The 18,418-nt window shown below is 73.8% G+C and carries 16 protein-coding genes; 11 read left to right on the top strand and 5 right to left on the bottom strand.

Features of this window, described 5'->3' with window-relative positions:
• Nucleotides 1-112 precede the first annotated feature (112 nt).
• Both ACZ6N8_RS27615 and ACZ6N8_RS27610 read right to left on the bottom strand, forming a co-directional pair.
• A complete protein-coding gene (locus ACZ6N8_RS27615; protein ID WP_364364733.1) occupies nt 113-460 on the bottom strand; it encodes a histone-like nucleoid-structuring protein Lsr2 in 348 nt (115 codons plus the stop codon).
• A 146-nt stretch (nt 461-606) separates the two neighbouring features.
• Nucleotides 607-1,212, bottom strand: coding sequence for a response regulator (locus tag ACZ6N8_RS27610; RefSeq protein ID WP_466013525.1), 606 nt, complete (start codon nt 1,210-1,212; stop codon nt 607-609).
• Nucleotides 1,213-1,451: 239 nt separating this feature from the next.
• On the opposite strand from ACZ6N8_RS27610, the gene ACZ6N8_RS27605 reads away from it, so the two are divergent.
• From ACZ6N8_RS27605 to ACZ6N8_RS27595, 3 genes are all read left to right on the top strand, one after another.
• Nucleotides 1,452-2,321: a manganese catalase gene (locus ACZ6N8_RS27605; protein WP_466013523.1), complete on the top strand. Its 870-nt coding sequence runs from the start codon at nt 1,452-1,454 to the stop codon at nt 2,319-2,321.
• Nucleotides 2,322-2,462: 141 nt separating this feature from the next.
• The gene (gene lon / locus ACZ6N8_RS27600; protein WP_466013521.1) at nt 2,463-4,793 is read left to right on the top strand and encodes an endopeptidase La; all 2,331 of its coding nucleotides are present in this window, start codon (nt 2,463-2,465) and stop codon (nt 4,791-4,793) included.
• Nucleotides 4,794-4,926: 133 nt separating this feature from the next.
• On the top strand, nt 4,927-5,331 hold the full coding sequence (locus ACZ6N8_RS27595) for a DoxX family protein (protein WP_466013520.1): 405 nt from the start codon (nt 4,927-4,929) through the stop codon (nt 5,329-5,331).
• A 48-nt stretch (nt 5,332-5,379) separates the two neighbouring features.
• Here ACZ6N8_RS27595 and ACZ6N8_RS27590 read toward each other — a convergent pair whose 3' ends face one another.
• Nucleotides 5,380-7,110 (bottom strand): DEAD/DEAH box helicase, encoded by a 1,731-nt coding sequence (locus ACZ6N8_RS27590; protein ID WP_466013518.1) that lies wholly within the window; start codon nt 7,108-7,110, stop codon nt 5,380-5,382.
• Nucleotides 7,111-7,174: 64 nt separating this feature from the next.
• Nucleotides 7,175-8,074, bottom strand: coding sequence for a hypothetical protein (locus ACZ6N8_RS27585; protein ID WP_466013516.1), 900 nt, complete (start codon nt 8,072-8,074; stop codon nt 7,175-7,177).
• Nucleotides 8,075-8,206: 132 nt separating this feature from the next.
• On the opposite strand from ACZ6N8_RS27585, the gene ACZ6N8_RS27580 reads away from it, so the two are divergent.
• The 3 genes from ACZ6N8_RS27580 to ACZ6N8_RS27570 are packed head-to-tail and all read left to right on the top strand — an operon-like array spanning nt 8,207 to nt 10,494.
• Nucleotides 8,207-9,361, top strand: a complete 1,155-nt coding sequence (locus ACZ6N8_RS27580) for a sensor histidine kinase (protein ID WP_466013514.1) — start codon at nt 8,207-8,209, stop codon at nt 9,359-9,361.
• Nucleotides 9,358-9,963 (top strand): response regulator transcription factor, encoded by a 606-nt coding sequence (locus ACZ6N8_RS27575; RefSeq protein ID WP_400313834.1) that lies wholly within the window; start codon nt 9,358-9,360, stop codon nt 9,961-9,963. The genes ACZ6N8_RS27580 and ACZ6N8_RS27575 overlap by 4 nt, the downstream gene beginning before the upstream one ends.
• A gap of 21 nt (nt 9,964-9,984) precedes the next feature.
• Complete coding sequence (locus tag ACZ6N8_RS27570) at nt 9,985-10,494, top strand: 2'-5' RNA ligase family protein (protein WP_466013513.1); 510 nt, start codon at nt 9,985-9,987, stop codon at nt 10,492-10,494.
• Nucleotides 10,495-10,629: 135 nt separating this feature from the next.
• Here the strand turns inward: ACZ6N8_RS27570 and ACZ6N8_RS27565 are convergent, their stop codons facing one another.
• Complete coding sequence (locus ACZ6N8_RS27565; RefSeq protein ID WP_466013512.1) at nt 10,630-12,855, bottom strand: glycoside hydrolase family 43 protein; 2,226 nt, start codon at nt 12,853-12,855, stop codon at nt 10,630-10,632.
• 171 nt (nt 12,856-13,026) lie between these two features.
• Here ACZ6N8_RS27565 and ACZ6N8_RS27560 point away from each other — a divergent pair, with 171 nt between their 5' ends.
• The 5 genes from ACZ6N8_RS27560 (at nt 13,027) to ACZ6N8_RS27540 (ending at nt 18,404) form a co-directional block, all read left to right on the top strand.
• The gene (locus ACZ6N8_RS27560) at nt 13,027-13,770 is read left to right on the top strand and encodes an ArsR/SmtB family transcription factor (RefSeq protein ID WP_466013510.1); all 744 of its coding nucleotides are present in this window, start codon (nt 13,027-13,029) and stop codon (nt 13,768-13,770) included.
• Between the two features lie 108 nt (nt 13,771-13,878).
• Nucleotides 13,879-14,913: a cytochrome P450 gene (locus tag ACZ6N8_RS27555; protein WP_466013508.1), complete on the top strand. Its 1,035-nt coding sequence runs from the start codon at nt 13,879-13,881 to the stop codon at nt 14,911-14,913.
• A complete protein-coding gene (locus ACZ6N8_RS27550) occupies nt 14,910-15,707 on the top strand; it encodes an isocitrate lyase/PEP mutase family protein (RefSeq protein ID WP_466013506.1) in 798 nt (265 codons plus the stop codon). The genes ACZ6N8_RS27555 and ACZ6N8_RS27550 overlap by 4 nt, the downstream gene beginning before the upstream one ends.
• A 134-nt stretch (nt 15,708-15,841) precedes the next feature.
• Entirely contained in the window at nt 15,842-16,810 is a 969-nt protein-coding gene (locus ACZ6N8_RS27545; protein WP_466013504.1) for a DUF5715 family protein, read from the top strand.
• A gap of 4 nt (nt 16,811-16,814) precedes the next feature.
• Complete coding sequence (locus ACZ6N8_RS27540; protein WP_466013502.1) at nt 16,815-18,404, top strand: asparagine synthetase B family protein; 1,590 nt, start codon at nt 16,815-16,817, stop codon at nt 18,402-18,404.
• Nucleotides 18,405-18,418: the final 14 nt, after the last annotated feature.

Raw genomic sequence — 18,418 nt, 5'->3', positions numbered from 1 at the left:
GGTCACCCGGGGCGGAACAGCCCGGGGTGACCGGCCGCCACCGTGACGAACAGTGCCGACAATATGACGGGGCCGCACCGTTTCGGCGCGGCCCCGTCTGCGTGTCGTCCGGTCAGCGGCTCTTGTACGCCTCGACGACCTCGACCGGGATCCGGCCTCGCTCGGAAATCTTGTAGCCGTTCTTGACGGCCCATTCCCGGATGGCCCGGTTCTGCTCCCGATCCATTCCCGCGCCGCTGGGTCGACCCGGACGCCGAACGGTCCGGGTGTTCTCCACGGCACCTCGCCCGATGCGCCGGCCCGCATTGATGTACGGATCCAGCGCCTTGCGCAGGACGCCGGCATTCTCGTCCGAGACGTCGATCGTGTAGGCCACGCCGTCGAGACTGAACTCGACCGTCCGGTCGGCCTTCCCGCCGTCGAGGTCGTCGGTCAGGACCGTGATTACTTTTCTCGCCATTGCCGATTACTCCCTGTGTGTGGCGGGATGTGTCCAAAGTCTGACCTACCAGCCGGGGAATGCGCAACAATATGCGCCGCATTCATTTCGGCGCGTCGCGATTCGGTGACGGGAAACCGCGAATCGGCGCCGAATCGCGGTCCGGCTCATTCGAGCAGGCCGGCCTGACCGGCCACGGCGGCCGCCTCCGCGCGGTTGGCCACTCGCAGCTTGCGCAGAAGCGCGGCGGTCATCCGTTTCACCGTCCGCTCCGAGACGTGCAGTTCCTCGGCGATATCGACGGTGTGGCGGCCGGCGGCTATGGCGCACAGCAGCCGGCGTTCCTCGGCGTCCAGGTCGACGGGTGTGAAGCGCGACGGTCGCAGCAGGACGCGGAGCAGTTCCGCAGGCAGCACCGCCCAGCCGTCGAGGACGGCCAGCAGCGGGGGGAGTAGTTCCTCCGGCCCGCTGGTCTTGGGCAGATACCCCTCGGCGCCGGCGCGCAGGGCCTCCAGCACCGGTGCCGGGTCGGTGGAACCGGACATCGCGACCACCCGTGTCTGGGGTGTGGTCCGCCGGATCGCGGCCACGGCCCGGACGCCACCGGGCGGTGGCAGGTGCAGGTCGACCAGGACGAGGTCCGGGAGGCAGCGGCTGACCAGACCCGCCGCGTGCGCCGCGTTGCCTGTCGAGCCGACGACCTCCGCGCGATTGTCGCTGGTCACCGGCAGCAGCAGTTCCAGGCCGCGGACGAAAAGGGGGTGATCGTCCACGACCGCGATACGAAGGGTGGAGCTGCCCGGCATGTCTGCGCCGTTCCCCGTTGGGTACCGATCATGCAGCCCGGCATCGAACGAGGCGCGTCGGGCGGATCTGCGAACGATAGGGCGTACGGGGTTGGTTGTGGCCGTGCATCCGGTGCGGTGACCCGTTCGGGTCACAGGTTGGCCCGGCGGGGTCACCGGGATGGGGATGTCCTCGTCACCAGCAATTCCGGTACGAGGAGGTTCAGATGTTCAGTCACGTCAAGGATCTGCAGTTCGAAGCGAAGCCGGACGGGCCGGATGCCGCGTTCGCCCGCCGGTTGCAGGAGGTTCTGGGCGGCAAGTGGGGCGAGATGACTGTGGCCAACCAGTACCTGTTCCAGGGCTGGAACTGCCGGCTGCCGGGCAAGTACAAGGACCTGCTGCTCGATGTGGGCACCGAGGAGGTGGGCCACGTCGAGATGATCGTCACGATGATCACCCGGCTGTTGGACAACGCGCCGCTGTCGATGTCGGAGGGCATCGCGGACAACCCCGGGGGCGCGGCCACCTTCGCCGCGTCGAACCCGGCGCACTTCATCCACTCCGGTGGCGGCGCGTTGCCCGCCGACTCCAACGGAGTGCCGTGGAACGGCGCGTTCATCACCGCCAGCGGGAACCTGCTTGCCGACTTCCAGCTCAATGTCACGGCGGAGGCGCAGGGCAGGCTCCAGGTCGCCCGGTTGTTCAACATGACGGACGACCCGGGCGTCAAGCAGATGCTGCGCTTCCTGCTGGCCCGCGACACCATGCACCAGAACATGTGGTTGGCGGCGATCGAGCAGCTCAAGGAGGACGGGCTGGAGGACATGCCGGTGCCGGAGGCGTTCCCGGACTCCGGCGAGTTCACCGAGGAGTTCGGCTACACCTATCTGAGCTTCTCCTCGGGCAGCGACGCCAGCGAGGGGCGCTGGGCGTCCGGGCCCACGCCGGACGGCAAGGGCGAGTTCCGTTACGGCGACAGCCCGCGGGCGAACGCCCCCGAGCCGGTGCTGCCTCCGGGGGACCCGCGCCTGTACGGCACCAACCCGGGGGTGGCCGGCTCGGTCGTGAACACGGTCAAGAACAAGCTCACCTGAGGTGTCCCGTCGGGTTGCCCGCCGGTCCCGGGCGGCCCGACGGACGGGGCGGAAGAGTGGTCTGGGTCACATCGCGGAACAAGGGGAACGCTTTGTTACTTGAGTGAGACACGCTCAACTCAACGCGATAGCAGGTGTTCGATGGCAACTCTTCCGGTACTTCCCCTGACCGACGCCGTGCTGCTGCCCGGCATGGTGATCCCGGTGACCCTCGACCCGACCACCCAGGCCGCGATCGACGCCGCACGGACGACCGACGACCGCAGGCTGCTGGCCGTGCCGCGCATCGACGGCGAGTACGGCCCCGTCGGCGTGGTCGCCACCATCGAGAAGGTCGGCCGGCTGCCCGACGGCGAGCCCGCCGCCGTGGTCCGTGGCCTGTCCCGGGCCCGGATCGGCTCCGGCGTGCCCGGCCCCGGCGCCGCACTCTGGGTCGAGGCGACCGAACTCGACGAACCCGCTCCCGCCGGCCGCGCCCGGGAACTCGCCCGCGAGTACCGCGCCCTGGTGACCTCCGTGCTCCAGCAGCGTGGCGCCTGGCAGGTCATCGACGCCGTCGAGCGGATGACCGACCTGTCCGAGCTGGCCGACTCGGCCGGCTACGCGCCCTGGCTGACCCTGGAGCAGAAGACCGAGCTGCTCGCCGCGCCGGACGTCACCGCCCGGCTGGAGCTGCTCGTCGGCTGGGTGAAGGACTACCTGGCCGAGCAGGAGGTCACCGAGCAGATCAACAGCGACGTCCGCGAGGGGCTGGAGAAGTCCCAGCGGGAGTTCCTGCTGCGCCAGCAGCTCGCCGCCATCCGCAAGGAGCTGGGCGAGGACGAGCCGGACGGCTCGGCCGACTACCGCAGCCGGGTGGAGAGCGCCGAGCTGCCGGAGAAGGTCCGCGAGGCCGCCCTGCGCGAGGTCGGCAAGCTGGAGCGGGCCAGCGACGCCTCCCCGGAGGCGGGCTGGATCCGTACCTGGCTCGACACCGTTCTCGAGATGCCGTGGGGCACGCGTACCGAGGACAACACCGACCTGGCCGCGGCCCGGGCGGTGCTCGACGCCGACCACGCCGGCCTGGCCGACGTGAAGGACCGCATCCTGGAGTACCTGGCCGTGCGCAACCGGCGGGCCGAGCGCAACCTCGGCGTGGTCGGCGGTCGCGGCTCCGGCGCGGTCCTCGCCCTCGCCGGCCCTCCCGGAGTCGGCAAGACCAGCCTCGGCGAGTCCGTCGCCCGGGCACTCGGGCGCAACTTCGTCCGGGTGTCGCTCGGTGGCGTCCGCGACGAGGCGGAGATCCGCGGTCACCGGCGCACCTACGTGGGCGCGCTGCCCGGCCGGATCGTCCGCGCGCTGCGCGAGGCCGGCTCGATGAACCCGGTCGTGCTCCTCGACGAGGTGGACAAGCTGGCCGCCGGCTACGCCGGTGACCCGGCCGCCGCCCTGCTGGAGGTCCTCGACCCGGCGCAGAACCACACCTTCCGGGACCACTACCTGGAGGTCGACCTCGACCTGTCCGACGTGCTCTTCCTCGCCACCGCGAACGTGGTCGAGTCCATCCCCGGCCCGCTGCTGGACCGGATGGAGCTGGTCATGCTGGACGGGTACACCGAGGACGAGAAGGTCGCCATCGCCCGCGACCACCTGCTGCCCCGGCAGCGGGAGCGGGCCGGGCTGACCGCCGACGAGGTGGAGATCGCCGACGAGGCCCTCGCGCTTATCGCGGGGGAGTACACCCGGGAGGCTGGCGTACGGCAGCTCGAACGTGGCCTCGCCAAGATCCTGCGCAAGGTGGCGGTGACCCTGGCGACCGACCCGTCACCGGTACGCGTCGACACCGACAACCTCGCCGGCTACCTCGGCCGGCCGAAGTTCACCCCGGAGTCGGCCGAGCGCACCGCGGTGCCGGGTGTGGCCACGGGCCTCGCCGTCACCGGCGCCGGCGGGGACGTGCTCTTCATCGAGGCGACGAGCATGGAGGGCGAGCCGGGGCTGACCCTGACCGGCCAGCTCGGCGACGTGATGAAGGAGTCGGCGCACATCGCCCTGTCGTACCTGCGCTCCAACGGGCGGCGGTTCGGCATCGACCCGAACGTCCTGGCCGGACGCCGGATCCACGTCCACTTCCCGGCGGGCGCGGTGCCCAAGGACGGCCCGAGCGCCGGCATCACGATGGTGACGGCCCTGGCCTCGCTGGTCACCGGCCGCCCGGTCCGACCGGAGTTCGGGATGACAGGCGAGGTGACGCTCTCCGGGCGGGTACTGCCGATCGGCGGGGTGAAGCAGAAGCTGCTCGCCGCGCACCGGGCCGGCCTCACCGAGGTGATCATCCCGGCGCGTAACGAGCCCGACCTGGACGACCTGCCGACCGAGGTGCGCGAGGCGCTGACCGTGCACACCCTGGCCGACGTGGCCGACGTGCTCGCCCTGGCGCTGCGCCCGGCCGACGTGGAGGCGCTCGACGGTCCGGCGCTCGCCGCCGCCTGACGCTCCGCACACGACGACCCCCGCCGTCTCTTCGACGGCGGGGGTCGTCGCTGTACGCGGGTGAGGGACTACTGTCCCGCTCGAACCTCACCCACCTCTCCGCCGCGAGGCGGTGCCCCCGGAGGAAACCCCTGTGAACGTTGCGCTCTGGGTCATCCAGATCCTGCTCGCCGCGATCTTCGCCGGCGCCGGCCTGGCCAAACTGACCCAGCCCAAGGAGAAGCTGCGCGACCCGATGCGATGGGTGGACCCCGTCCCGCCGTCGCAGGTCAAGGCGCTCGGCGCGGTCGAGGCGCTGGCCGCCGTCGGGCTGGTGCTGCCCCCGCTCACCGGCATCGCCACCGTGTTGACACCCCTCGCCGCGGTGGGCCTGGTCATCGTGATGGTCGGCGGCATCCTGGTGCACCTGCGCGACATGAAGAGGCCCGACAACCAGGACCGGCGTCGGATGGAGATCCAGGGCGCCATCACCTGTGCGGTGCTGCTCGTGCTCGCCGCGGTCGTCGCCTGGGGCCGGTTCGGCCCGTACGCCTTCTGATCCGCGCCGCCGGCGACCGTCGTACCCCGGCGGCCGCCGGCGGCGCGCTCAGCGCTCGCCGCCGCGGTCCCGACGGACAGTGGCCTTGCGGCCCTTGATCGTGCTGGAGCGCAACCCGGAGATCACCTCGTCGGCCACTCCCTGCGGCACCTCCACCAGGGAGAACCGGTCGGCGATCTCGATCGAGCCGATGTCCCGGCCGCGGATACCGGTCTCGCCGGTGATGGCGCCCACGAGATCCTGCGGGCGCACCCCGGCCCGCCGGCCCAGGCCGACGAAGACCTGCACGGTGTTGCCGCCGCCCGGACGCGGCCGGCCTCCGCCGCGCCGGTCCCCACCCCGACCGCCGGACTCCGGCCGGCCCTCGCGAGGGCCGCGCACCGGCACCTGCGGGATCTCCTCCTCGTCGTCTGAACCGGGGGAGGTCACCTCGTGCGCCAGCTTCACCGCGGCGAGGGCGACCTCCATCAGGTCGAACTCGTCGGTGAGCGTCTCCACGATCACCCGGAACGGGTCCAGGTCGTCCTCCAGCAGGCTCTCCCGCAGCGCCGCCTGGGTCAGCTCCAGCCGGCGGGTGCGCATGTCCGCCACCGTGGGGATCTTGTCGATGGTGATCCGCTGGCCGGTCACCCGCTCGATGGTCTTGAGCATCCGGTGCTCGCGCGGCTCGGCCAGGGTGATCGCCACACCCTCCCGGCCGGCCCGGCCCACCCGGCCGATCCGGTGCACGTACGACTCCGGCGCCGACGGCACGTCGTAGTTCACGACGTGGGTGAGCTGCTCGACGTCCAGGCCACGGGCCGCCACGTCGGTGGCCACCAGCAGGTCGGCCGTGCCGGCCCGCAGCCGGCCCATCACCCGGTCGCGCTGTTCCTGGCTCATCCCGCCGTGCAGCGCCTCGGACCGGTAGCCCCGGCCGTTCATCGTCTCGGTCAGCCGGTCGACCTCCTCCCGGCTGCGGCAGAAGACGATCGCGGCGGTCGGCGACTCGACGTCCAGCACCCGGCCCAGCGCGGCCGGCTTGTGCGCCCGCGTCACGATGTACGCGCTCTGCCGCACCCGGGGCGCCTCACCGGCGACCGTCTGCTCCCGGCCGATCTCGATCCGGACCGGCTCGCGCAGGTGCTGGCGGGCCATCCCGTCGATCCGCGACGGCATGGTGGCCGAGAAGAGCACCGTCTGACGCTCGGCGGGGGCGTGCTCCAGGATCGCCTCGATGTCCTCGGCGAAACCCATGTCGAGCATCTCGTCGGCCTCGTCGAGGACCACCGTGGCGAGGCCGCCCAGGCGCAGGGTGCCCCGGGCGATGTGGTCCAGGGCCCGGCCCGGGGTGGCCACCACCACGTCCACCCCGCTGTCCAGTGCCCGCAGCTGCCGCCCGATCGGCTGCCCGCCGTAGATCGGCAGCACCCGCGCGCCCAGGTCCTTGCCGTAGCGGTGGAACGCCTCGGACACCTGCACCGCCAGCTCCCGCGTCGGCACCAGCACCAGCGCCACCGGGTCCCCGCCGTCGCGGTGCGCCACCATCCGGTGCAGCAGCGGCAGCGCGAACGCCGCCGTCTTGCCGGTGCCGGTGGCGGCCTGACCGAGCAGGTCGCGGCCGTCGAGCAGCGGTGGGATCGCCTCCCGCTGGATGGGCGTCGGCTCCTCGTAACCGAGGGCGGCCAGGGCGCCCAGCAGTTCGGCGCGCAGCCCGAGCTCCGTGAAGGCGTTCGCCTCGTCGGTGCCGTCGGGGGTGGTGTCGGTCGGTGCGTCGTGCTGTGCAGGTGCGGAACTCATGTGCCAAGCCTTTCATCACGCCGTCCGGCCCGCTGCGGCGACCGGCACAAGAGCGGCACCCGGGTCAGTCGCCGCTGCTCAGGATCGCCAGGATCATGACCGCGGCGAGAGCCGCGTCGAGCACTCCACACCACTCGGCGTAGCCGCGCGGCACCACCCGGCCGGTCCGGTGGTGCGCCACGTCCCAGCCGGCGTGCGCCAGCCACCCGAACGCCACCAGCCAGGAGGCCGTCCGCCCGCCGACGGCGACCGCGACGAGCGTCAGGGCCACCCAGGCGACCAGACCGACGAGCTGGGTGGCGAGCACGCCCGGCCCGCCCAGCGACCGGCGGGCCAGGCCGATCAGCAGGTAACCGCCGGGCAGCACCAGCATCGTCCACGGGCTGAGCACGAAGGGATCCACCCACATGTCCACGGTCATCAGCAGCGCCAGCCCGGTCGGCCAGCGGCGGGCGAACGCCACCACGGCCGGCCTCCGCCGGATCACCGCAGGCGTCTCGTGCCGGTGCCGCACCGCCACCAGCACCATCGCCGGCACCATCAGCAGGTGCCCACCGAGCATCAGCGCGTCGCCGTCCAGCACACCCGCCCAGAACGGGACGAGCAGCAGCAGGAACGGCACGTACATCGCGGCGGCCATCTCGACGACGCCCCGCCAGTGGTGCGCCCGGTAGCGCATCCACACGGTCATCCCGACTGTCATGTTGGTGGCCATCACCAGCGCGGCCACGTCCGGGCGTCCCAGCGCTCCGCCGAGCCCCAGCGGGTGCCCGACCGTCTCCCACAGCGGCCCGAGCAGCACCATTCCGGCGACCATCGCGAGCGCCATCTCGCCGAGATGCCACAGCAGCCGCCGCGTGCCGCCGGCAGGTGCCGCGTCCGGCGGTGCCGGCTGGTGGGTCGCCAGCGGCCCGGGCGACGGTACGACGGTGGCGGTGTTCGCGTACATCGGTGTCTTCTCCATGCCGTCGACACTGCCGGCGTTCCGGCGCGGTCGGCAGGCTCGTCCGTCACCGGAATCCTGTGCGTGGCGCACGGTCCGACCGTGACAGTTCGCACGGGTGGACCGTGCGCCTGGCGGCCCTAGGATCGACGCGTGGCGAGCGAGGCGGTGATTCCCCGGGCGGACCGCCGGATGCACCGGGCCCGGCAGGCGACGCTGCTGTCGCTGGCCACCGGTGTGTGGGCGACCGTGCTGCTGCCGGCCGTGGGCCTGACCCGGGAGCCGGGCACGTCCCGCGTCGCGTTCGGCGCGGTCGGCATCTGCGCCTTCGCGGCAGCCCAGACCGCCGTGCTGTACGCGGCGGTCACGCCGTGGCTCGCGCAGCGGTGGCGACGCCGCGCCCAGCTCGCTCTGGCCGCCGTGGCGGCGCTGACCGTGCCGTTGGCCGCCCCGGTGGCGGCCGGCGCCTGGCCGACCTGGGCGTGGATCGGCGCGGCCCTGGTCGGGATGGCTCCGCTGCTGTTCGGCCTTCCCGGCGCGGTGGCGGTGACCGCCGGCACCCTGCTCGTGTCGGCGGGCGTGGCCTGGTGGACCGGCGGCTCGGTCGTCCGGTACGTGGTGGTGACCGGCGGGGTCGGGGTCGCCGTGGCGGCCGTCAACTGGTTGCAGGTCTGGTTCTGGGGGTTGCTCGTGGAGGCCCGGCAGGGTCAGGCCGCCCAGGCTCAACTGGCCGCCGCCGAGGAGCGGCTGCGTTTCGCCCGCGACGTGCACGACGTGCTCGGTCACCACCTCACCGTCATCGCGTTGAAGGCCGAACTGGCCGCCCGGCTGGCGCCTGTGGACGCCGAGCGGTCCGGCCGGGAGGCCGCCGGGGTGCAGCGCCTCGCCGCCGCCGCGCTGACCGAGGTCCGCGAGACCGTGCACGGCTATCGCGCGGTCGACCTCGGCGAGCAGTTGGCAGCCGTGGCCGAGGTGCTGCGGTCCTGCGGGGTGCGCTGCACGGTGCAGGCACCACCGGCGGAGGTACCGCAGCCGGCGGCCAGCGAACTGGCTGCCGTGCTCCGCGAGGCGGGCACCAACGTGTTGCGGCACAGCCGGGCCGACTGGTGCCGGATCCGCGTCGACCGGGAGGAGAAGGTGGCCACCATGACTGTCGTCAACGACGGCGCCTACGACCGGGGTCCGGACGACCACAGCCACGGCCTGCGCGGCCTCGCCGACCGGCTCGCCGTGGTCGGGGGAGAGCTGCGGGTGCACCGCCAGGGCGCGGTGTTCACCCTCGAGGTCACCGTGCCGGTGTCGTCGTGATCCGCGTCCTGCTCGCCGACGACGAGGACCTGATCCGGGTCGCGGTCGCCGCCCTGCTCGGCCTGGAGCCGGACCTCGACGTGGTGGCCCAGGCGGCCGACGGGCCCTCGGCGGTCACCGCGACGCTGGCCCACCGCCCGGACGTGGCAGTGGTGGACCTGGAGATGCCAGGCCTGGACGGCATCGGGGTGGCCGCCGAACTCACCCGCGTCCGTCCTGAGTGCGCGGTGGTCGTGCTCACCGGGCACGGCCGCCCGGGGCACCTGCGTCAGGCCCTGACCGCGGGCGCGCGGGGTTTCGTGCCCAAGGGTTCGCCGGGCGGTGCCCTCGCCGACGTGATCCGGCGGGTGCACGCCGGCGGCCGGTACGTCGACCCGTCGCTGGCCGCCGACGCGTTGACCCTGCCCGCGTGCCCGTTGACGCCCCGGGAGCTGGAGACGCTGCGGCTGGCCGAGTTCGGCGCTCCGGTGGCGGTGATCGCCCGCCGGGTGCACCTGTCCACCGGCACCGTCCGCAACCACCTCTCCGCCGCCGTGCAGAAGCTCGGCGCGGCCGACCGGGCCGAGGCGGTGCGCACCGCCCAGGACAACGGCTGGCTCTGACCACCGGGCTAACGTGGGCGCGTGCGTACGGTGGAACTGGTCTGCTCGCCCGGGTTGGACGCCGAGGTCCGGGCGGTCTGGGCCCGGCTGGCGGCAGCAGGGCTGCCCAGCCTGGCCCGCAACACCCACCCGACCAACCGGCCGCACCTGACCCTCGCCGCAGTGGACGGGTTTCCGCCGGGTGCCGATCACCGCCTGGCCGGCCTGTTCGACGCCGCGCTGCCGGTGCCCGTCACGCTGGAGCGGGTCGTCGTCCTGGACGGGAGCGCACCGCTGGTCTGGCTGGTACGGCCGACGCCGGCGCTGACCGCGCTGCACACCGCCGTCTGGGACGTTCTCGCCGACGCCGACGGGCAGCGTCCGTGGCACGCCCCGGGGGCGTGGGTGCCACACCTGAGCCTGGCCCTGCGGTTCCGCGACGCGGACCTGCGGATGGCCCGTGCCGTCGCGGGTGGGCAGCGCCCGACGGGCGCGTTCACCGCCGCCCGCAGCTACGACGGTACGGACCGGACGGTGACGCCGCTCGGATAGGTGCGGCCGCCGGGGTGTGACCCCCGACGGCCGCCGAACCGGTGCGGGTCAGTCGCGGGCTGCGGGATCTCCCGCGCGGTGAGTGTGACCGGGGGGCCGCCGTCCACGCGACGGAGGCCCCCGGGTCGTTGCCTGTCAGCGGTAGAAGCGCAGGTAGTCGAACTGCGCGGTGACCGCCGGCTCGGCGCCGCCGTGAGCGACCAACCCGATCCGGGGAGTGGTGTCGGCCGGGAAGGTCCACACCGCACCCCACGTCCAGGTACGCCCGTCGCGGCTGGAACCGGCTCGGTACTCGTGCTCACCGGTGACCCGGTCGACGTGGTGCGCCAGCCGCAGCCACGTGGTGGTGGCCGGGGTGCCGACGATGCTGCCGCCGTACACCGGCTGGCCGGCGAAGGGCAGCTCGTAGCCGTACTCGACCTGCCTGGTGTTCCAGATCGCCACCTGCGCCAGCCGCGCGAAACGGTCGTCGTCCACGTACGCGACGAGACCCGCCTGCTGGTAGTTGCGGACCGTCTCCTCGCCCAGCTCCAGCGTCACCTTCGTCTCGGCCACGTAGTCGCCGCTCGGCGCGTCGCGCAGCAGCACACCGGCCGTGTTGCCGGTGCCGGTCAGGTCGGCGGCCTGCACAGGCCACCGCAGCGCGCCGCCGGAGACGTCCGCCGCCGGGTCCTCGCGGACCCACTGCCAGTCCCCGTCCAGCCCGTCCCCGAACTCGTCGGAGTACGCCCGCAGCGGCGCGCCCACGCGGGGCTGCGGCACCGCCTTGCGCGCGGGCTGGTACAGCCGGGCCACGCTCACGTTGTCGAACTCGGCCGACCCGCCGGTGGCGGTCAGCCCGACGCGACCGGCGACCGGGCGGTCCAGCCGCAGCGACGCCACGGCGAGCTGGTCACCGAGGCGCGCCGGGCTCAGTTCGGCGACGAGCTGCTGTCCGCGTACCTCGATGGCCAGGTTGTGCGGGTCGGCCAGGTCGAGGCCGGCGGGCAGCGGCGCGGTGGCCTGGCGGCGGCCGTCGCTGGCGACGAGCCGACCGCCGGCCGCGTCCACCCGGACCTCGACCCGGTCGTCGAGGGTTACCCCCGCGCTGGCCGCGCCGGTCAACCGCAGGTCGGCCTCCGCCCGCACGTTGCCGCCGACGGGGGTACGGCTGGTGAGCGTGCCGCTGCCGGTGAGCCGGCCGTCGGTGACCTGCCACCGGCCCCCGTCGCGTCGCCAGCCGGTGAGCCCGGCGGTGTCGAACCTCTCGTCGATCCGACCGGTGGTGACAGGCGCCGGCCGGTTGCCCTCGGACGGGCCGGCGCCGGCGTTCACCGTCGGCCATCCGTCGATCCAGTCGAGGCGGTCCAGCAGCATCGGCCGTTCGTTGATGCCGAACGGCTCGTCGAGGTACGGGTCGGCGCGGTCGATGGCGTGGTAGACGATCCAGTCCTGACCAGACAGGTCGGTGAGGAACCCGTTGTGCCCGGTGCCGATCCAGCGGTTGCCGTTCTGGGTGAGCACCGGCGTGCCGCCGGCCCGGGAGGCGGTGAGCGCGACCCCGTCGCGGTCGGTGAACGGGCCACGCGGGCCGCGCGCCCGGCCGACCTGGACGGAGTAGCCGGTGGCCGGGCCGGCACAGCAGTTCGCGGTGGACGCGAACAGGTAGTACCACCCGTCGTGGCGCAGGACGTAGCTGCCCTCGAACTTGTTGTCGATCGCCACCAGGGTCGGCGTGCCGACGGCGCTCAGCCCGTCCGGGCTGAGTTCGGTGACCGAGATGCCGCCGTAGTAGCTGCCGTAGTAGAGGTAGCCGCGCCCGTCGGCGTCGGTAAACTGGCTGGGGTCGATCGTCCACAGGTAACCGCCGCCACCGCCGGGGCGCGGGGCGACGACCGGCTCGGGCGCGAAGGTCCACGGGCCGGCCGGGGAGGGCGCGGTGGCCGCGCCGATGGCGTAGTCGCTGCCCTCGGCGGAGACGGTGGTGTCGGTGACCGTCACGTACATGACCCAGCGGTCACCGATCCGGCGCACGTCAGGTGCCCAGAACGCCGCGCCGGGTGCCGCGTACGGCGGGCGCTGGTCGGGGCCGAACGCGTCGCCGACGTACGTCCAGTCGACCAGGTCGGCCGAGCGGGCGGTGGGCACCCGGTGGAACTCACGCTCGCCCTCGCGCAGCGGGTCGGTGGTGCCGTAGGCGTACCAGAAGCCGTCGTCGCCACGGACGACGACCGGGTCGGCGAAGGTGTCACCGACGGCGGTGGAGATCGGATTGCTGTAGCGCGACGGGCTGTCGGCGCTTGCCGTGTGCACGGGTGCGGTGGCGGCCAGGATCAGACCGAACGCGGCGGCGAGCGCGCCGCCGCGGCGGAGGTGTCGCATGGGGACCTGCCTCGGGAGAGTGGGCGGGTGTCGACAAGGGTCGGTGTGTGCCACCGTTTCTACAACGATGGATACAACGTTGTAAAGGTCTGCCCACCGACTCGCGCCGGCACGGTCGGCGCGGTGCGACCCGGCTCCGGAGGTGCGGCGGAGCCGGGCGATGATGGGACGATGAGCGCTGTCACCGAGGGCCGGGGCCTGGCCGAGCTGGCCGCCCTGCTGGCCGACGGCACCCGGGCCGGCATCTGCCTCGCGCTGCTCGACGGCCGCGCCTGGACAGCAGGGGAGCTGGCCCGGCGGGCCGGAGTCGCGCCGTCGACCGCCAGCGACCACCTCACCCGCCTCGTCCGGGGTGGGCTGCTGGTCGAGGAGCGCCAGGGCCGGCACCGCTACGTGCGCCTGGCCGGGCCGACGGTGGCCCAGCTGATCGAGAGCCTGGTGGGGCACGCCCCGGCCGCACCCGCGCCGACCGGGTCGCTGCGGGCCGTCACCGCCGGCGCCGCCCTGGCGTACGCCCGGACCTGCTACGACCACCTCGCCGGACGGCTGGGCGTGCGCATGTACGACGCGCTGCTTGCCGACGGCCGACTGGACCGGGCCAGCGGGTTGACGCTGACGCCCGACGGATGGGCGTGGGCCGCCGGGCTGGGCGTACCCGTGGAGGCGCTGCGCAGCGGCAGGCGTCAGGTGGTCCGCGACTGCCTGGACTGGACCGAGCGCCGGGCGCACCTGGCCGGGGCGCTCGGGGCGGCGCTCTGCCGTCGCTTCACCGAGCTGGGCTGGATCACCCCAGGGACCGGTCGCGTCGTCCGCGTCACCCCTGCCGGCCGGTCCGCCCTGGCCGAGACCCTGGTCGTCGCCGAGCACACCCTCGCTCCCACCCCGGCGCCGCAGCCCACCGGCGGCCGCGCCTGACTCCTGCGCCGGCGTTCGTCCTCCGCCCCGCCGACCGGGCGCGGACCGTGGCCGCGAGGCGCTGACTGTTCGGTGGGGACCGAACGGTCACGCACCTACTGTCGAACGATGACCGATGCCTGGCCCGTCGTACCGCCCGCCGCCGCAACGCCCGCGTGTGGGCCGCCCACGTTCGCCCCGGACAGCGGTTGGCGCGTGACCCGGTACGCCGACGTCCGAGCTGCCCTGACCGATCCGGCAGTCGTGGTGCCGGCCGTCGACGCCGGCCCGCCGGGCACGCTCGCCTGGCTGCGTGCCACCGTGAGCCGCTTCAGCCCGCCGCACCGGCACGCCGAGCGTCGGGCGATCGGCGTGGCGGCGCTTGCCACGCTGGACCCGGACGAGCTGCGGCGCGAGGCGGCCGACATGACAGCCGCCGCGCTCGACCGGGCCGGCGGTCGGGTCGACGTGATGGCCGAACTGGCCCGTCCGGTACCGCTGCGGGTGCTGGCCGCCCGGCTCGGTCTCGCCGATCCGGTAGCCGCCGGTACGGCGGTCGCGGTCGTCGCCGCCGCGTACCACCCGGGGGTTGACCCGGCCCTGCTGCGGCGCGCGGACGGTGCGGTGGCGGCGCTGCTGGCGCTCTCGCCGCCGGGCCCGGCGCAGGTACGGGCGAACCTGATCGGCCTCCTGGTCCAGGCCTGCGACGCGACAGCCGGCCTGATCGGCGCCGCCGCACACCACCTGCTCACCCCGCCGGCCCTGCGGGCGACGGCGCGGGTGGGCGGCGCCGACCTGCTGGCCGAGGTGCTGCGGCTCGACCCGCCGGTACGGGCCACCCGACGGGTCACCACCGCCGCGGTACGGCTGGGTGGCCGGGACCTGCCGCCGGGCAGTCAGGTGCTGCTGCGGTTCGACGCCGCGAACCGTGACCCGGAGGTGTTCACCGATCCTGACTCGTTCCGGCCCGGCCGGCCCGGTGCCGGACCGCTGACCTTCGGCGCGGGGGAGCGCGGTTGCCCCGGCGACAGGCATGCCCTGGCCCTCGCGGTCGGGGTGTTCGACGTGCTGCGGGAACGCTGCCGCCGCGCCCGGGCCGACCTGGACCACGAGCCGCACCCGACCCTGCGCGTCCCGACGAACCTGGAGGTGAGCGTTCGATGACCGACCATGTCGCGGCGTTCCGCGCCCTGCACCACGCCGGCCGACCCCTGCTGCTGCCGAACGCCTGGGACCACGCCTCGGCGGCGGCGCTCGCGGCGCGCGGCCACCCGGCGATCGGCACCACCAGCCTCGGGGTCGCCGCCGCCGCCGGTCTCCCCGACGGGACCGGCGCCACCGCCGCCGAGACCCTCACCCTGGCCCGCCGCCTCGCCACAGTGCCGGTGCTGCTCACCGTCGACATCGAAGGCGGATTCAGCGACGACCCGGCGGAGGTCGCCGGATACGTGGCCGAGCTGGCCGGGCTCGGCGTGGTGGGCATCAACCTGGAGGACGGGCGTGCCGACGGCACCCTGGCCGACCCGAAGTGCGTCGCCGACAAGGTGGCGGCGGTCAGGGCGGCGGTCCCGGGCCTGTTCGTCAACGCCCGCACCGACACGTGGTGGCTCGGGGTGGACGACCCGCTGGCGCAGACCCTGGCCCGGGCGCGTGCCTACCGGGCCGCCGGCGCCGACGGGATCTTCGTGCCCGGCGCCGTCGACCTGGCGACGCTGCGGCTGCTGACCGAACGGATCGACGCGCCGGTGAACGCGCTGTACCAGCCGGGCGGGCCGGGCCTGGACGAACTGGGCGCCGCCGGGGTGGCCCGGGTCAGCACCGGCTCGCTGCTGTTCCGTGCCGCGCTTGGCGCCGCGCTCGCCGCCGTCGACGGGGTACGCGACGGTGGCCCGGCCGCGCCGCGCAAGCTGCCGTCGTACGGCGAGGTGCAGGCGCTGGTGCCCGCGGACGGCGACTGACGGTGCCCGACGGCGCGCGCGACATCGGCCCGTTCGAGGGTAGATAGGAGGATTGTTCGGTCCATTCCGGTCCCGATGATTACGGTGTGTTTCAGGGCGAACCACAGGTGTCGTGACCGGAGAAAGGGACCGTCATGCGAGTGCCCAGCCGTAGTCCGGGACAGCAGCCCGGTTCGCCCGTGTCGCCCACCGCCCCGGCCCGCCGGCGGCCCCTGGGCACCGCCCCACGCCGACTGCCCGCCGCCGCGCCCGACCTGGCCGCCTACCGGGCCGCCGTCGCCGAGCTGCTGGTGGAGGTGGGCGCCCTGGCCGACGCGGCGAGCACCCGGGCACGGCAGGTGCTCATCGACGAGCGGCTGCGCGAACCGGCGCTCGCCGCGGTCCTGGACGCCACCCCGCAGGGGCTGATCGGCGCCCGCGAGACGCTGCTGCTGGAGATGGCCCGCTACCAGCCGAACGAGCGCACCTCCGCGCGGGACCTCACCGCGCTGGTCCGGATCTACCTGCTCTCGCGCGTCGACGTCTTCTGGTGGCAGGACGCCCCGACGTTCGTCACCGACGACCAGGTCAACGGCAGCACCGACCTGGTCGACCTGGAGTGGCTGCGCCGCCGGGACCTGCTGCGTTTCCGGTACCAGGATCAGCCCGCCACCGCGCTCGGTCGCGCCGCGCGGGGACTGCGCCGCCGGCTGCGACCGGACGCCACGCCCCGCACCGCCGGACTGCTGTTCCGCCGCGCCCGCCGCGAGGTGGTGGCCCTGCTCAACGACATCGCCCGCGAGTTCGCGGCGGCGGCGCCGCCGGCCACCCCACCGCTGTGGGTGACCAGCCTGGTCCGCAGCGCCGAGCACCAGTACCGGCTGCGCCGCCTGGGGTACGCCGCGATGCTGCCCAGCGGGCACTGCCTCGGCTACTCGGCCGACGTCGAGCTGGCCTGGTTCGAGCGCTTCGGCGCGCGGGACGCTCTCGGCGAGTTGCTGCTGGCCCGGCAGGAGGCCGGCGAGATCAACGTGATCGACGAGGGGCAGGCCTGGCACCTGTGCCTCGCGCCAACCGCCCGGCGTCGTCTGCGCCGGGCGTACGAGGCCGAGATGGGGATCTGAGCCGATGTGCGGCATCGCGTTGAGCATCGGCCCCGAGGCCGACCCGGCGACGTTCCGGCGGATGCTCGCCGTCCTCGCGCCCCGTGGCGAGGTCACCGAGACCCGGGCCGAGAACGGGCTGCTCGCCGGCACCCGCCGGCTGCGGGTCGTCGACCGGGACCGGGCGGAGCAGCCCTGGACCTCCGCCGACGAACGCCTGCTGCTCTGCTTCAACGGCGAGATCTTCAACCATCGGGAGCTGCGCGCGCAGCTCACCCGCCTCGGGCGGGTCTTTCGCACCGAGAGCGACACCGAGGTGCTGCTCGCCGCCTTCCAGCAGTGGGGTGAGGCGGCGGTCACGCGGCTGCGCGGCGAGTACGCCTTCGCCGTCGTCGAACGCGCCACCGGCCGGGTCTACCTCGCCCGCGATCCGCTCGGCGTGAAGCCGCTGTACTGGTCCCGCCGGCCCGGCTGCCTGCACCTCGCCTCCGAGGTCAAGGCGCTCGTCGGGCACCGCGCCCCGATCAGCGAGGTGCCGCCCGGGCACCACGGGTGGGCGGAGACCGACGGACACGTGCGGCTGCGGCCGTACGTCGACCTGCTCACCATCGGCGAGGGCCTGCCGGTCATCGACGACCCGGACGAGGCCGCCCTGCTCGTCCGTGCCGCGCTGAGCGACGCCATCCGCATGCGGGTGGACACCGACCTCACCGTCGGTGTGGTCCTCTCCGGTGGGCTGGACAGCTCGGTGACCCTGCGCCAGGTACGGGACCTGCACCCGGACTGCGTCGCGGTGACCGTGGGTGTGCCGGACAGCCCCGACGTGGCGTACGCGCGGCGGCTCGCCGCGGACCTCGACGTGCCGCACGTCGTGGTCGAGCTGCGCCCGCGCGACATCCGGCTCGCCGACGTGCGCGAGGCCATCCGCATCTCGGAGCTGACCGAGTACGGCGACATCATCAACGCGGTGGTCTCGGTGCCGATCTTCCGGCGGTTGGGTCAGCTGGGCATCAAGGTGGTGCTCACCGGCGACGGCTCGGACGAGCTGTTCGGCGGGTACCCGATGTACCACCGGGTCGGCCCGACCGACGCCCGGCGCCTGTTCCTGCACCGGATCCGCAACCTGTGCCGCACCGAGTTGCAGCGGGTCGACCGGGCCGCCATGGGGCACGGCGTGGAGGCGCGGGTGCCGTTCCTCGACCTCAGCGTCGTGGAACTGGCGATGCGACTGCCGCTGGGGCTGAAACTGCGCCACGGGCAGGAGAAGTGGATCGTCCGGCGGGCGTTCGCCGACGTGCTGCCGGACTACATCCTGCGGCGACCGAAACACCCCATGTCGTACTCGTCGGGGCTGCACGAGCGGGTGCGGCTGTACAAGCCGCTCTTCGCCCGGCTGCACCGCGCGTTCGGCTACGACCTGCTGGAACCCGTGCGCCGCGACTTCGACACGGTGCTCAGCCGATGCGGCAACGACCTGGACCGGGCCATCGCCGACGGGTTGAGCCGCCCCGACTACACAGTCCTGGAGCATGCCCGCGACCTGGTCGGGGCCGCGAAGTGGAACGCCGCGCCGATGGTCCGCCGGCTGGTCGGACCGCGCCCCGCGCGGCGCTGACGCCCGGCCGGGCA

The sequence above is a fragment of the Micromonospora sp. NPDC047521 genome (assembly GCF_055587305.1).
The sequence above is the reverse complement of the archived record's forward strand: the minus strand, read 5'-3'. Positions and strand labels throughout refer to the sequence as shown.